The following is a 15944-nucleotide window of genomic DNA, read 5'->3' as shown; positions in this document are numbered from 1 at the left end:
TTAACCTCCTACTATTTAGAAACCTTTTTATCGGACTTATCTACAGGTGCTTCTTCTGGCGTATCTGCAGATTTTTTATCATCGGACTTTGTAGTTTCTTCGGCTAACTTCTTCTTTTGTTGTTCTTCTGCCATACGTGACAAAGTATCAATATTCAAATGTTCATTTGAATCATTATCCATATCACGTAATTCGATTTCCTTGTGATCCATGTCAAGAACTCTAATATCTAATCCAAGAGATTGAAGTTCCTTAACAAGAACACGGAAGGATTCTGGAACACCTGGCTTAGGAATCTTTTCGCCCTTAACAATAGCCTCGTATGCCTTAACACGACCAACAACATCATCTGACTTGTAAGTCAAAATTTCTTGAAGAGTGTAAGCTGCACCATAAGCTTCAAGAGCCCAAACTTCCATTTCACCAAAACGCTGTCCACCAAACTGTGCTTTACCACCAAGTGGTTGTTGAGTAACAAGTGAGTAAGGCCCGATTGAACGTGCGTGAATCTTATCATCAACCATGTGAGTAAGTTTCAAGTAGTGCATGATACCTACTGATACACGGTTATGGAATGGCTCACCAGTACGTCCATCATAAATAACAGTCTTACCATCTTTATCAACACCAGCTTGACGTACAGTATTCCATACATCATCTTCAGTTGCTCCATCAAATACAGGAGTGGCAACATGAATACCTAAGTCATTAGCTGCACGACCTAAGTGAAGTTCAAGAAGCTGTCCAATGTTCATACGTGAAGGCACACCCATTGGGTTCAAGCAAATATCAACTGGGGTTCCATCTGGTAAATATGGCATATCTTCTTCTGGAGCAACCATCGCAACAGTACCCTTGTTACCGTGACGACCAGACATCTTGTCCCCAACTTGAATCTTTCTCTTTTGTGCAATATATACACGAACCATAGTGTTTACACCTGGAGAAAGTTCATCGCCAGCTTCACGAGTATATACTTTAACATCTTGAACGATACCGCCACCACCGTGAGGTACACGAAGTGAAGTATCACGAACTTCACGAGCCTTTTCACCAAAGATTGCGTGAAGTAATCTTTCTTCTGCTGAAAGTTCAGTAACACCCTTTGGAGTTACTTTACCTACTAAAATATCACCATCGTGAACTTCAGCACCAATACGTACAATACCTTCTGCATCAAGATCCTTTAATGCATCTTCACCTACATTTGGAAGTTCACGAGTAATTTCTTCAGGTCCAAGTTTAGTATCACGAGCTTCTGATTCAAAGTCTTCAATACTAATTGAAGTATAAACATCATCCTTAACAAGTCGTTCTGAAAGCATGATGGCATCTTCATAGTTATACATGTTCCAAGTCATAAATGCGATAACTGGATTTTGACCAAGAGCCAATTCACCATGATCCATAGTAGGACCATTAGCAATAACATCACTTTCATCAACATGGTCACCTAACTTAACGTTTGGTGTTTGGTTGTATGACTTGGAGTTATTTGAACGACGGTATTTTTCAAGAACATACTTATCTAAAGTACCATCTTCACGTCTAATACGGATTTCATTTGCATCAACGTATTCAACTACACCAGCTGCCTTAGCAATAATAGCTGCACCTGAATCGTGAGCAGCACGATATTCCATACCGGTTCCAACAAGGGATGAGTGTGGATTAATCAAAGGAGCAGCCTGACGTTGCTGGTTAGCCCCCATCAAAGCACGGTTAGAGTCATCGTTTTCAAGGAATGGAATACATGCAGATGCTACAGAAACAACTTGCTTAGGAATAACATCCATGTAGTCGATCTTGTCTGGACTTACTTCGATGTTGTCATCTTTGTAACGAGCTAAAACCACATCATCCTTAAATGAACCATCTTCATTTAAACGTGCATCAGCACCGGCAACAATGTAATTATCTTCAACATCAGCAGTCAAGTAATCAATCTTATCAGTTACCTTGTGATCTTTCCAAGATACACGACGGTAAGGGGTTTCGATAAAACCATACTTATTAATAATGGCATATGAAGCCAAAGAGTTGATCAAACCAATGTTAGGACCTTCTGGAGTTTCAATAGGACATAGACGTCCATAGTGAGTATAGTGAACGTCACGAACTTCATATCCAGCACGGTCACGAGTCAAACCACCAGGCCCTAAAGCTGACATACGACGCTTGTGTGTCAATTCGCCAAGTGGGTTGTGTTGATCCATGAACTGTGAAAGTTGTGAAGAACCAAAGAACTCTTTGATACTTGCAACAATTGGACGAATATTAATCAATTGTTGTGGAGTAACAGTTGATGGATCTTGAATAGACATTCTTTCACGAACTACACGTTCCATTCTTGCTAAACCAATTCTAAATTGGTTTTGAAGTAATTCACCAACACGACGAATTCTACGATTACCTAAGTGGTCAATATCATCAGTTGAACCAATACCATCTTGAAGCACAAAGAAGTAATTAATTGATGCCAAAACATCAGCTGGAGTTAAGTGCTTAACATCATCAGCAATATGACCATTTGACATTAATTTAACAATGCGTTCTGGATCTTTCTTTGAAAAGACCTTAATTTCTTGAACAGTGATTGGATCTGGTAATACACCTTCTTTAGAAGGTTCATAAGTTACCATCTTAAAATCATCGCGGTCTAAGTACTTTTCAAGAGTATCCATTACTTCATGAGTTACAATGGTACCCTTTTTAGCAATGATTTCACCAGTGTCAGGATCAGCTAAAGTTTCAGCTAAAGTTTGTCCATATAGACGATTCTTAAGAGAAAGCTTCTTATTGATCTTGTAACGACCAACTGGAGCTAAATCATAGCGACGTGGGTCAAAGAATCTTGCATATAAAAGTGAACGTGAAGAATCAGTAGTCTTTGGTTCGCCAGGACGAAGTCTTTCATAGATATCCTTTAATGATTCAGCAACACGTGAATCTGCAGGATTCTTATGAACATCCTTATCCAAAGTGAATTGCAAACTATCACTTTGACCAAACATTTCTAAAATGTCACTGTCTGAACCAATACCCATAGCTCTAATAAGTACACTCAATGGAAGCTTACGAGTACGGTCTACACGAACGTAAGCAATATCCTTGGCATCAGTTTCATATTCAAGCCATGCACCACGGTTAGGAATAACAGTGGTACCAAAAATTTGACGGCCATTCTTATCATAATCACCTGAGTAATATACACCAGGAGATCTTACTAATTGAGAAACAATAACTCTTTCAGCACCATTAATAATGAAAGAACCAGATTCAGTCATCAATGGAAGATCGCCAAAGAAGACGTCTTGAGTCTTAATTTCACCAGTTTCTTGGTTAGTTAACTTTAAAGTTACATGCATTGGTGCTGCATAAGTTGCATCATGATCGCGGGCTTCATCGACAGTATACTTAGGTTCTTGAAGCTTATAACCAACATATTCTAATGACAACTTACCTGAGAAGTCACCAATTGGCATAATATCATCAAAAACTTCTTTGATACCTTCATCGAGAAACCACTTATATGATTCGGTTTGTACATCTGTCAAGTTAGGCAATTTAAGAACTTCTTTAATTCTTGAAAAGCTACGTCTTGTACGATGCTTACCGTAATTCACTACGTGTCCATTTAACAAGGAAAAAACATCCTTTCTGTTAGAGAAAGCAAAATATTACATTTCTGTTACAAAATCAAAAAGCTGCAAATTTGGGCATAAAAAAGACAAAAACAACGTTTGTCGTTTTTGCCATTATCATTTTGCTGGACAATATATCAGCAAAATCCTGAACTTCAGCCTTTTAAATCAGCAACTAATATACCGCATTTTGAGCTTTTTGTCAATATTAAAAACTTTAAATTACTTACTAGTAACTAATTCTTTTTTAGATTTATTCTCAACTTCAAATTTTAGTTTTCCATGGCTAGCTCCAATTTTCAAAGTTGTACCTGCATGAAGCTCGCCACTTATTAAAAGTTCTGCAATTTTATCTTCAATGTCGCTTTGAATAGCACGTCTTAATGGACGAGCACCCATTTCAGGGTCATAACCATCTGCAGCAATTTTATCAAGAGCCGCACGTGACAATTTAAGAGTAATTCCACGCTTAGCCAAACGTTCGACAAGCTTATGAGTAAGAAGAGTTACAATTTGGCGAAGCTCATCTTTATTAAGTTCATCAAAAATAATTGTTTCATCAACACGGTTCAAAAATTCTGGACGGAAGAATTGCTTAAGTGCTTGACGAACTCGGTCCTGACGCATCTTGACTTGACTTTCATTATCAGCAGCAAAACCAACCTGATTAGTATCAAAAATACTGCGTGAACCTAAGTTAGACGTCATAATAATAACCGTATTTCTAAAGTCAACTTTGCGTCCTTTTGAATCTTTTAAAAATCCATCATCAAGTACTTGCAAAAGTAAATTAAAGACATCTGGGTGTGCTTTTTCAACTTCATCAAGCAAAACAACTGAATATGGATGACGACGTACTTGTTCAGAAAGCTGACCGCCTTCTTCATACCCTACATAACCTGGAGCTGAACCAATTAATTTACTTGAAGCAATCTGATCCATATACTCTGACATATCTACTCTAATAAGGTTATCTTCTGAACCAAACATTGCACTAGCCACAGCTTTAGCAAGTTCAGTCTTACCTACACCAGTTGGTCCTAAGAATAAGAATGAGCCAATGGGACGATTTTCATCTTTAATTCCGCTACGACTTCTTCTAATTGCACGAGAAACCGCTGAAACTGCCTTCGATTGGCCAATTACGCGATTATGTAAAGTCTTTTCAAGGTTAGCTAATTGTTTTGTTTCGTTACGCTTCATTTGAGTTACAGGTACACCAGTCCAGCTTGAAACAACCTTAGCAATATCTTCTGGCCCAACAACTGCAGTACGACTAACTTCTTCTTGAATTTTATCAGCCATATTTTCACGTTGAGCTTGTAAACTGTTTTGTCTATCTTGCAATTTGGCAGCTTCAACAAAGTTCTGGGTTGCAGCAGCCTCATTTTTTTGATCAATAATTTTTTTGATTTGTTCATTAATTTGATTCAAATCATCATTAGAACCTAAATTATTATCAATTTTAACAGCAGCACTTGCTTCATCTACTAAGTCAATTGCCTTATCTGGTAAATAACGATTAGCAATATAACGACTTGATAAATCAATCGCATCTTTCAAAGCTGCTTCTGAAATTGTTACATGGTGGAATTTTTCATATTTTGGCTTTAACCCTTCCAAAATATGCATTGTATCTTCTTTAGTTGGTTCATCTAAACGAACTTGTTGAAAACGCCGTGCTAAAGCTTGATCTTTTTCAACATATTTTTGATATTCATCATAAGTAGTAGCCCCAATCATTTGAATATCACCACGTGCCAAAGATGGCTTTAAAATATTAGCAGCATCAATTGAACCTTCTGCACCACCTGCACCAATTAAAGTATGCATTTCATCAACAAAGAGAATAACTTTACCATCTTTAGTGATTTCTTTGACGATTTTTTTAACACGATCTTCAAACTCACCACGATACTTAGTCCCTGCAACTAAACTACCTAAATCAAGTGACATTACTCTTTTATTAAGTAAATCATCAGGAACATTTTTATTTACAATTTCGGTAGCAATTGCTTGAGCTACTGCTGTTTTACCAACACCAGGTTCACCAATTAAAACCGGATTATTTTTAGTTCTACGAGATAAAATTTGAATTACACGATCAATTTCTTTATCTCGTCCAATTACTGGATCAATTGCACCCTGCTTTGCACGTTCATTCAAGTTAACTGCTACATTATCAAGATTTGGCGTAGTGCTTTGTTTTTGCTTAGGTTGACTTGAATTAGATTGACTTGAAGATTGCCAGTTAGACATATCAGCAAAGTTTCTAGACTGATTCAAATTATCTTCAATATCTTGGCGCAATCTATTCTTATCAACATTTAAATTCTTTAAAATCATAGATGATAAAACTTGCTCACTAGCAATAAGTCCAAGCAAAATATGACTTGTTTGAATTTCTGTATAGCCTCCATCATTAGCAGCTCTTTTAGCAAAATCCAATGCTAAATTCAATCTTGGAGAAAATTCCATAAAACTGCTATTAGCTGCAGATCCATAACCAGTATATCTCTCAATTTCTTCTCGAACTGCAGTTGGAGTTAAGTTCCAAGAACGCAGAAGCTTACCAGCATCTCCATCAGATTCAATCACCAATGCCAATAATACATGTTCTGTACCTACTAAACGGTGATGGAAATTTTGAGCTTGTTCACGCGCAATTTCCAACACTTGATTAGCACTTTTACTGTAAGAATTTTCCATCTAAACACCACCCTTAAATAATCGTCAATAATTTTAATCTCTCTATAGATTAATGTAAAACAATTTGCCCTAATGGTTAAAAATTATCTCTGCAATTTTTTCTAAATATTTCTGATCAATTTCATTAAAGTTCTCTAATTTAGTTGAATCAAAATCAAACACGCCCCATAAGACCTTATCTTTAAAAATTGGAACCACAATTTCAGAATTAGTTCTACTGTCACAAGCAATATGTCCTGAAAAATCATGGACATTTTTTACAATTTGGGTCTTTTGTGCTTGAGCAGCAGTTCCACAAACACCCTTTCCAATTGGAATATGCACACAAGCAGGCTGCCCTTGAAATGGTCCTAAAAGCAATTCGTCATTTTTCATGCGATAAACTCCCACAAAATTCACATTTTTAAGTGAATTAAACAAAAGCGCTGAAACATTAGCAGTATTTGCAACCCAATCATCTTCCCCAGTTACTAATGCTTTAGCTTGCTGAGTTAACAATTCATAATTTTCTTTAGTTTCTGCTGCCATAATTTGCCTCCTTATGTTTTTTGCCATCATAACATAAAGCTGTTCTTTATCCAACTTACTAATTTTTTGTAAGTTATATTTTAAAATAAAAATCACTACTATGCAAATTTATAAAAACAAAAAGAGGACCATCGTCCTCTTTTCATTATCGGGACAACAAGATTCGAACTTGCGACCTCTACGTCCCGAACGTAGCGCTCTACCAAGCTGAGCTATATCCCGAATGCAAAAAAACTCGCCGGGTGGCGAGCTTTATCTTAGAGCGGAAGACGGGATTCGAACCCGCGACCCCCACCATGGCAAGGTGATGTTCTACCACTGAACTACTTCCGCGTTTCATCAACAAATATTATTATACATGAGTCGAAGTATTATGCAAGTATTTTTTGAAAATTATTTATTTTTTCTCATTACATAATTTACAAGCTCAATTTTATTTCTAACTACAGTTTGCTTCTTAATAACCTTGTATCCCCTTTTTTCAAAAAATGGCTTTGCAGTAATTGAAGCATGAGTTGTAATTTGTTTTGAAGGTATGCTCTCTAGCTTATTACAGAGATTTGAAGCAATTCCTTGACCTTGAAAATCTTTATGAACAAATAAATGATCTAAATAACCATCTTTGCTAATATCACCAAAACCTACAATTTGATTATCCATTTCAGCAACTAAGCAAAAATTATTCATTAAAGATTGATTCCACTTATTCAAGTTAGCTTCTTTTGGCGCCCATGAAAACAATTGCTCTTTATTATAATCTCGAGCATTAATTGTGTGGACTGTATCATAAAACAATTCTATAACTTTTTGGCAATCGTTTGATTGGTATTTTCTAATAAACATTTTTTATCCTTAAGCAACAAAAAAAGCTCGTCCTACTGACGAGCTTTATTTTAGAGCGGAAGACGGGATTCGAACCCGCGACCCCGACCATGGCAAGGTCGTGTTCTACCACTGAACTACTTCCGCATTTCTCAACAAATATTATTATACATGACTGAAGTAGAAATGCAAGAACTTTTTTTAAAAATATTTTTGATTTTTTAACAAAAAAGCAGTTCATGAATTTCAAAAAATTCAGAACTGCACCAAACGTCAATGACGGGCTAAGTGATCAACTTTGCCTGATTTTATCTTAAATATTAAAAAGGAACATTCCTCTAATACAAACTACTTGTATTATATCATGAACGCCAACACAAAGATTAAGGTTAATTTCATCCCTAATGCATTGACAATATTTTCGCTAAAAAATTAATCAATAAAACAGTTACAGAAATAAAAAACTAATAATGGTCATCATTCTGTAATAATTTATTTTTTATACCTCTTAATTTTATCTTGATATTTAATTATTAAATCAGAATCATACTTTTTTTCTTCATTGTTTTGTTTTATTTCGTTCCATAGAATCGAAGCCACTTTCATTTTTGAACGAAACTGCTTAGAGTGTATATCACTTAAAAAGTCTCTAACAAAATGATTCCATTCATATGTTTTTTCTTCTGAGTTTTTGATTTGAGTTAAATCTAAATAAGCATCTATTAAATCTTGAATTGTAGCATTAGAGTCATTAAAAGTTTCAACTTCTCTTAGTTTTACTGCCATATTTTTTCTAAAAGAAAATTTCTCTACATTAAAGTAATGTTGAAAAAATTTTCTAGCTTCATTATTTAGAGCAAAACCCGTATTTAATAATTTTGTGTTTACACTCATTTGATACCATTTTAAAGTACCTTTCTTTTTCTGAGTCCTGAGTGGAGTTATTTTTTTAAGAGGAACTTTGTTGAAATACTTTTCAATATATAAAAGCAATTCTGCTTTTGTACCATAAGTTGGCAGACTTTTTTCTCTACAAAATTTTTGCAAATCTTCTTTATACCAATAATTACTTTGCAAATTTTCTTTTGTTATATTAATCATCTTAATTATTCTCCCAGAATAACTACTTAATAATTTTACCACCAAAAAAGCCCCACACCCATATCTCTCAATATGAATGTAGAGCTTTATTTAATTCAGCCAAAAGCTAAATTACTTATTTTTCTTTTCTAAATCAGCTTGTACTTCTGCATCAATGTCTTCCACTTTTTCAGGACGCATTGTTGGGAAGAGAAGTACATCACGAATGGCTGGAGCGTCAGTTAAGAGCATTACCAAACGATCAATACCGAATTCCATTGTACAAAGGTAATCTTCGTCAATCATATCAGCTTCATCGTTACCAGCTTCTCTTTCTGCCATTTGTGCTTCAAAACGTTCGCATTAGCTATTATTTTTTTATTGAATAATAAATAGAACTTATTATTATACCCAAAACTGTAAGCATACTTACAAATGTAGCTCCAACAATAGTTAATAGTATTATTTCATTTAGATTTAAAGACATATACAAAATTGTTCCAATCCATAAACTAAAACTAACTATAACAAATAAGTTTACAACTTTAAAATTAAGAGTTGCTATTTTTACCTGCGAACTATTTATTATTATATTTTTATATTTAATATTATCATATCTTTTTCGCCACTTTTTCTGTAATAATTTTTGTATTCCAAAAACTATAATCGCTTCTAATAAACTTATTATGAACAACACAAAATTGTGCATCCAAAAGATACTAATAAATAGTTCTACAAAAAGTAAAACGAGCATTATTATCCAAAAAAATATATTAACGAACGTATAAGTTAGATATTTTATATATCTTTCTCTTTGAAAATCTCTCATAACCTTAAATAAATAATGTAATTATTTTTGTAGCAACATGTGCGATATTAGCTGGCACGTGACAATATCTTAGAGCATGATAAATCACATATTCTTCTCCACCAGTAAAGTGATCAATTGCTTTTAATAATCCACCCAAACTAGTATACTTTGCAATCTTTTTCTTTATTCCTGAAGGAATTTTCTTCCAAACTTTCAATACAGCTTTAGCAATAGATGTATATCCAACTTCAGTTTTATATGGATTATTCATATCGGATTTAAGTTGTGTGCTTAAATCTCTTATATCGGAAGATGATAATTGACTTAAGTCATCATTATTTAAACCACCAACGATTTTTAAAAATTGTTGGTCTGACAAATTATTCAAATCAGCAATACTACTAATAGTCTTAACTTCATCATCACTATCTTTCACTGCTGCATTCGCTACACTTGTTAGAGTAATACTCCCTAATACGGCAATTGTTGCCATAGCAATTCCCAATTTTTTTACTGGTTGTTTCATAATTAATTCCTCCTAAAAACATTTTTCAATCAACAGTTATAATCATAATTGTTATAAAAATATTTTTTAAAGAAATATCCTATTTTGTCATTTTAGTTGCTCATTTTGCCATTTTTTCATATAACTTCTCATTTTTCTTGAGTATTTAACATGATTACCGTTAGGAAAAACCACACTGTTTTCTGTTATATTAATTTCTATTACATTTTTAGGATTTATTAAATATGATTGTGAAATTCGTAGCAAATCTGGATTATCTTTTTCAAAACTCGTTAAATTTCCTGTTATAAATGATACACCACTATCTTTTACAATATTTAACTTATGTGACACGTTAGCCGTTTCAATATAATACAACCTATCATAATCAAGATATATAACTCTAGTACCTAATCTATAAACTATATGTTTTCTTTTCTTATTTGCCGAATATTCATGAATAATATTTTCTAATGTATCATTTAATCGCTTTTGCATTGAAGAAATATTATCCCAAGATTTAATAATATAGTCTATCGCTCCAATTCTACGTTTATAAGTTAAAAATGCCATATCTTTATAACTAGTGATAAAGACTATTTTTGCCATCTTATCTATCATCTTTATCTGTTCAGCTAAATCAATTCCAGATTTATCATCTTTATTATTACTTAACTCTATATCCAAAAAATAGATTCCATTCTTCATACTATTACTTTCAACAAATTTTTCAGCTTCATTATAAGATGTTGCCTTACTTATATTTAAAATTATTTCGTCATCTTCTCCATTTTCATCTAACATATTCGCAGCTATATTTATCATTTTTTCCAATTTATTTAAAATAATATTATTATCATCACAAATAAGTACCGGTATCTTTGTCAAAACTATCCCTCATCAATAACTAAATAAAAAATAAAATTATCATTTTCAGTATATACGTCTAAAGATAAATTGGAATATTTAGAAATCAATTCTCTTACATTAAATAATCCATCTCCATTATGTTCTTTTTTTGTTGTGAACCCTCTTGAAAATATCTTATTGATATCTAAATTTTTATTATCAAATGAATTTCTTATCTCAACTTCTATCCCCTGCTCTTCATTTTTATAAAACATGATATCGATATGTCTCCCTATAATATTTTTTTCACTAGCCTCAATAGCATTATCAAAAGCGATTCCTAATATTCGTACTAAATCAAATATCTGAAGATTGTTAGGTATATTTTTAATTATTTGTGTACACTCAAAATTATAATTGATATTTTTACTAATCATCGTTGCTATTTTAGTCAGAACTAAATTTTTTAATGGTTTCATTTTTAAATGATTCAAATCTTTGTATGCTTTTAAAGTATTTTCATCTACATAATTTTCTACATAATCCACTAATACATCCGCTTCAAAGTTGCTTGCTAACTTAATAGAAGACAACAAATTTTTAACATCATGTTTAAACCTTCGTAAATCATCTTCATTTGATTCCAAATATTCTGCATACTCTTCTACATCGCTTAAATGTTGTTGTAATTGTTGCTGTTGATTAGCATCCAACAATTTTTTATTTATAGAATAATTAAAATAAAAAGCTACGGATATAAAAATAGATTGTAATATTATTATCCCAAATAAAGCAGCGATTATAATTTTCCTATTATTTTCTATCTCAATAATTGCAGAAAACAATTCAGTTGAAATATAAAAATATCCTAATATAAAAACAAAAGATTTTCCGTACTTTAAATCTAATAATTTATATATTTTATCTCTAGTATTAAAAAGTAAAACAAAAAATATTCCCAATAAAACTAAATTTGTTAATTCTGAAATCAATATTCCTTTAATAGTCTCAGATTGAAATATCTGCAAAATATTTATTAAAATATCTCCAAAAATATCAATTATTTGAATAATTAAAATACTACCTATTACAATAAATTTTGATTTTTGTCTATTTCTAAACCATAAATAAAAAATTATAATTTCTGAAGCACTTGCAATAATACTAAACCATAAGTTTACTACAGAAATTGCTATAGAAATTAAGAAACAAATTATTAATTCTAAATCTCTAACTTGAAATTTTATTGTTGAGATTAAATAAAACCCATAATAGTCAAAAGCAGTCCAACATAAAAAACTAACTATTGTTATTGTTAAAGTAACTAATTCTATATTCATATATCCTCCAGAGTATAAAAAAAGTACAACTAATAGATTTGGTATTAATTGTACTTTTTTATTTTAAAAATTAAAACTATTTAATTCAGCCAAAAGCTAAATTACTTATTTTTCTTTTCTAAATCAGCTTGTACTTCTGCATCAATGTCTTCCACTTTTTCAGGACGCATTGTTGGGAAGAGAAGTACATCACGAATGGCTGGAGCGTCAGTTAAGAGCATTACCAAACGGTCAATACCGATTCCAAGTCCACCTGTTGGTGGCATACCGAATTCCATTGCACGAAGGTAATCTTCGTCAATCATATCAGCTTCATCGTTACCAGCTTCTCTTTCTGCCATTTGTGCTTCAAAACGTTCGCGTTGGTCATCTGGATCGTTCAATTCACTAAAGGCATTACCGTATTCAGTACCCATAATGAAGATTTCGAAACGGTCAGTAAATCTTGGATCATCTGCATTCTTCTTAGCAAGTGGAGAAACTTCAACTGGGTGACCATATACAAAAGTTGGGTTAACAATTGACTTTTCACCAAATTCTTCAAAGAAGGCATTGATAATGTGACCAACCTTCCAGAATGGTTCAACATGGATTCCATGTTCTTCAGCAACCTTCTTAGCTTCTTCAAGTGTCATTGGCTTCCAGAAGTCTACGCCAGTTTGTTCCTTGATAATATCAACCATGTGAACACGGCGGAATGGCTTACCAAGGTCAATTTCAGTACCTTGATAGTTAACCTTACCATCATCAGTTACAACCTTTGCAGCAGCCTTAATAATACCTTCTGCCTCATCCATTACATCATGGAAGTCCCAGTAAGCTGCATAAGTTTCAAGTTCAGTAAATTCAGGGTTGTGACGAGTGTCAACACCTTCGTTTCTGAATACACGACCAATTTCGTAAACTCTTTCCATACCACCAACAATAAGACGCTTCAATGGAAGTTCCAAAGCAATTCTCATGTAAAGGTTAATATCCAAAGCATTGTGGTGAGTAATAAATGGACGAGCTTCAGCACCACCTGGGATGTTGTGAAGTACTGGAGTTTCAACTTCTAAGAAGTCACGGTCGTTTAAGTACTTACGGATTGCTTGAATAATTTGAGTACGGTGAACAAAACGCATGTAGCTTTCACGATTAGTGATAAGGTCTAAGTAACGTTGACGATAAATTTGTTCAACATCCTTTAAACCATGGTACTTATCAGGAAGTGGGCGAAGTGCCTTTGATAAGAAAGTTACGTGAGTTGCACGAATAGTTAACTCACCAGTATCAGTCTTCATAACTTCACCATCAATTCCTAAGAAGTCACCAATATCTGATTTCTTAAAAATCTTGTAGTTATCTTCGCCAACGATATCTTTACGTACGTAGATTTGAATCTTACCAGTACGGTCATAAAGATCAGCAAAACCAACCTTACCCTTACCACGCTTTGCAAGCATACGACCTGCAATCTTGGTCATAGGCATATCAGCATTTAATTCATCTTTATCTTCATTACTGTACTTTTCATCTAAAGTGCGAGCTAAGTCTTGACGATCAAACTTTCTTACGCCAAAAGGTTCGATTCCATTTTCACGCATTTCGTCCATCTTAGTACGACGAGCGATTAATTGGTCATTCATTTCTTTTTTTGCCAATTGATTATTCCTCCATCTTTTACTTGTCCATTGCTTCACGTCGTGATAATTTTTCAGCTTGACGTTTTTCATATTCATCTACAAAATTATCAAGCAAATCATATACCTCTTGACGTGTCCAGACTTCATTTATTTTAGCACGAGTACGAGCTGAACGGGGAATTCCCTTTAAATAATATGCAGCTTGCTGACGAAATTCTGGAACAGCAATCTTTTCACCCTTTAATTTTACCAGACCATCAAGCTGATGTTCAGCAGTTTCTACACGTTCACGTACAGTTTGAGGTTTTAATTTTTCTCCAGTTTCAAGATAATGAGTCATATCTTTCAAAATCCAAGGATTCCCCAGCGCTGCTCTACCTACCATTACAGCAGTTGAACCAATTTCATCTAGCGCTTTTTTTGCAAGTTCTGGAGTGGTAATATCACCATTTGCTACAAATGGAACATCAAGCACTTGAGCTACATCATGAAGTGTCTCCCAGTCAGCTTCTCCTTGATACATTTGTTTACGAGTTCTACCATGCATTGCAATCATTGAAGCACCAGCTTCTTGAGCAGCTAAGGCATTTTCTACTGCAAAAATATGCTTTCTATCCCAGCCAATTCTCATCTTAACAGTAACTGGTTTTTCAACATTTTGCACAACCGCATGAACCATTTGATAAATTTTATTTGAATCAAGTAGCCACTTACTTCCCGCATCAGTTTTTGTAACTTTTGGAACTGGACAGCCCATATTAATGTCAATAATGTCAGCATCAGTATTTTGATCAACATAGCGCGCTGCTTCAAGGAGCGTTTCTTCAGTTCCGCCAAAAATCTGAATACTTACTGGGTGCTCACGAGGATCTACTTCCATCATTCTGAGCGTCTTTTTATTTCGATAAATGATACCATGATCAGAAATCATCTCACATACTACCAATCCCGCACCGAATTCCTTGCAGACCATTCGAAATGCAGAGTTAGAAACTCCTGCCATTGGTGCAACAACAACTCGATTTGGAATGGTGATATCGCGTATTTTCCAGCTATTATCCACCAAATCATCCTTTCAAATATCTCTATAATAACAAAAAAGCCCGTCATGGCAAACCATAAGGGACTTTTAAGATAAAAATTAATCTTTTTGATTATTTTTCTTTGCCAAAATTTCTTTTAATTCATCTTCACTAAAATGATACTTATCACCACAGAAATTGCAAGTAAGTTCTGCTCCGTGATCTTCATTAATCATTTCATTAAGTTGTGAATCTTTTAATGTAGTCAAAATATCTGCATATTTTTCCTTTGAACAGTCGCAAGCATAATGAACATCTTGTTTTTCAAGAATTTTGCAATCAGTGCCTAAAATTTTACGTGCTAAATCTTCTGGTGTCATTCCATCTAAAAATGAACTAGAAAGTTGAGGAAGGGCATTAATTCTTTTTACAGTTTTATCAATTAACTCATCACTGGCTCCAGGCAAAGCTTGAAGCATGAAGCCTCCAGCCGCACCAATTGTATTATTAGGATTAACAAAAACTGAAAGTCCAACAGCTGATGGAATTTGTTCTGATTTAGTTAAATAATAAGTAAAATCTTCAGCGATTTCACCCGATACAATTGGAACTTGACCAGTGTAGGGTTCTTTTAATCCTAAATCTTTGGTAACTTCAAACCACCCTTGACCAACTGCTTTTTTTACATCAATATGTCCATCACTTCTAGGTGGAAGAGCAATATGAGGATTTTGTACATAGCCCTTGGCAGTATAATCAGCTTTAGCAGTAACCACCGTTGCACCAACCGGACCATTACCTAAAAGTCGCACTGTTAATTCTTCTTTATCCGTTAAACTAGCAGCGGCTAATAAAAGTCCTCCAATTAAGGTTCTGCCTAAAACTGCAGAAGAAGCAGACCAAGTATCATGGCGTTTTTGTGCTTCTGCAATCATTTCTTTGGCATTTACTGTTAATAATCGTAAGTTTTTTGTTTTATCAATTGCTTTTACTAAATAATCATTCATAA

The 15944-nt window shown here is 33.7% G+C and carries 11 protein-coding genes, 3 tRNA genes and 1 pseudogene; all 15 read right to left on the bottom strand.

The features are described from left to right. Window positions 1-11: 11 nt before the first annotated feature. Window positions 12-3644: a DNA-directed RNA polymerase subunit beta gene (gene rpoB / locus FOD82_RS01735; RefSeq protein ID WP_144354787.1), complete on the bottom strand. Its 3633-nt coding sequence runs from the start codon at window positions 3642-3644 to the stop codon at window positions 12-14. A gap of 222 nt (window positions 3645-3866) precedes the next feature. Continuing rightward, window positions 3867-6353, bottom strand: coding sequence for an ATP-dependent Clp protease ATP-binding subunit (locus tag FOD82_RS01730; RefSeq protein WP_144354786.1), 2487 nt, complete (start codon window positions 6351-6353; stop codon window positions 3867-3869). 69 nt (window positions 6354-6422) lie between these two features. Next, on the bottom strand, window positions 6423-6881 hold the full coding sequence (locus FOD82_RS01725; protein ID WP_144354785.1) for a GAF domain-containing protein: 459 nt from the start codon (window positions 6879-6881) through the stop codon (window positions 6423-6425). A gap of 148 nt (window positions 6882-7029) precedes the next feature. Continuing rightward, a tRNA-Pro gene (locus FOD82_RS01720) sits at window positions 7030-7103 on the bottom strand. Window positions 7104-7142: 39 nt separating this feature from the next. Beyond that, window positions 7143-7214 (bottom strand) — tRNA-Gly (locus tag FOD82_RS01715). A gap of 60 nt (window positions 7215-7274) precedes the next feature. Further along, a complete protein-coding gene (locus FOD82_RS01710) occupies window positions 7275-7724 on the bottom strand; it encodes a GNAT family N-acetyltransferase (RefSeq protein WP_144354784.1) in 450 nt (149 codons plus the stop codon). A gap of 54 nt (window positions 7725-7778) precedes the next feature. After that, a tRNA-Gly gene (locus FOD82_RS01705) sits at window positions 7779-7850 on the bottom strand. Window positions 7851-8195: 345 nt separating this feature from the next. After that, window positions 8196-8804 (bottom strand): SAP domain-containing protein, encoded by a 609-nt coding sequence (locus tag FOD82_RS01700; protein ID WP_144354783.1) that lies wholly within the window; start codon window positions 8802-8804, stop codon window positions 8196-8198. A 111-nt stretch (window positions 8805-8915) separates the two neighbouring features. Further along, window positions 8916-9140 (bottom strand): annotated as a pseudogene (locus FOD82_RS01695) (amino acid--tRNA ligase-related protein); the annotation flags it as partial. A gap of 476 nt (window positions 9141-9616) precedes the next feature. Further along, entirely contained in the window at window positions 9617-10120 is a 504-nt protein-coding gene (locus tag FOD82_RS01690; RefSeq protein WP_144354782.1) for a hypothetical protein, read from the bottom strand. An 87-nt stretch (window positions 10121-10207) separates the two neighbouring features. Next, window positions 10208-10987 (bottom strand): LytTR family DNA-binding domain-containing protein, encoded by a 780-nt coding sequence (locus FOD82_RS01685; RefSeq protein WP_144354781.1) that lies wholly within the window; start codon window positions 10985-10987, stop codon window positions 10208-10210. A 2-nt stretch (window positions 10988-10989) separates the two neighbouring features. Continuing rightward, window positions 10990-12288, bottom strand: a complete 1299-nt coding sequence (locus tag FOD82_RS01680; RefSeq protein ID WP_144354780.1) for a GHKL domain-containing protein — start codon at window positions 12286-12288, stop codon at window positions 10990-10992. A 101-nt stretch (window positions 12289-12389) separates the two neighbouring features. Beyond that, the gene (gene lysS, locus FOD82_RS01675; RefSeq protein WP_144354779.1) at window positions 12390-13931 is read right to left on the bottom strand and encodes a lysine--tRNA ligase; all 1542 of its coding nucleotides are present in this window, start codon (window positions 13929-13931) and stop codon (window positions 12390-12392) included. A gap of 19 nt (window positions 13932-13950) precedes the next feature. Then, entirely contained in the window at window positions 13951-14976 is a 1026-nt protein-coding gene (gene dusB, locus FOD82_RS01670) for a tRNA dihydrouridine synthase DusB (protein WP_186277699.1), read from the bottom strand. A 78-nt stretch (window positions 14977-15054) separates the two neighbouring features. Then, on the bottom strand, window positions 15055-15942 hold the full coding sequence (gene hslO, locus FOD82_RS01665) for an Hsp33 family molecular chaperone HslO (RefSeq protein ID WP_144354777.1): 888 nt from the start codon (window positions 15940-15942) through the stop codon (window positions 15055-15057). Window positions 15943-15944: the final 2 nt, after the last annotated feature.

It is taken from the genome of Lactobacillus sp. LL6 (genome assembly GCF_007570935.1).
Taxonomy (GTDB): Bacteria; Bacillota; Bacilli; order Lactobacillales; family Lactobacillaceae; genus Lactobacillus.
The sequence above is the reverse complement of the archived record's forward strand: the minus strand, read 5'-3'. Positions and strand labels throughout refer to the sequence as shown.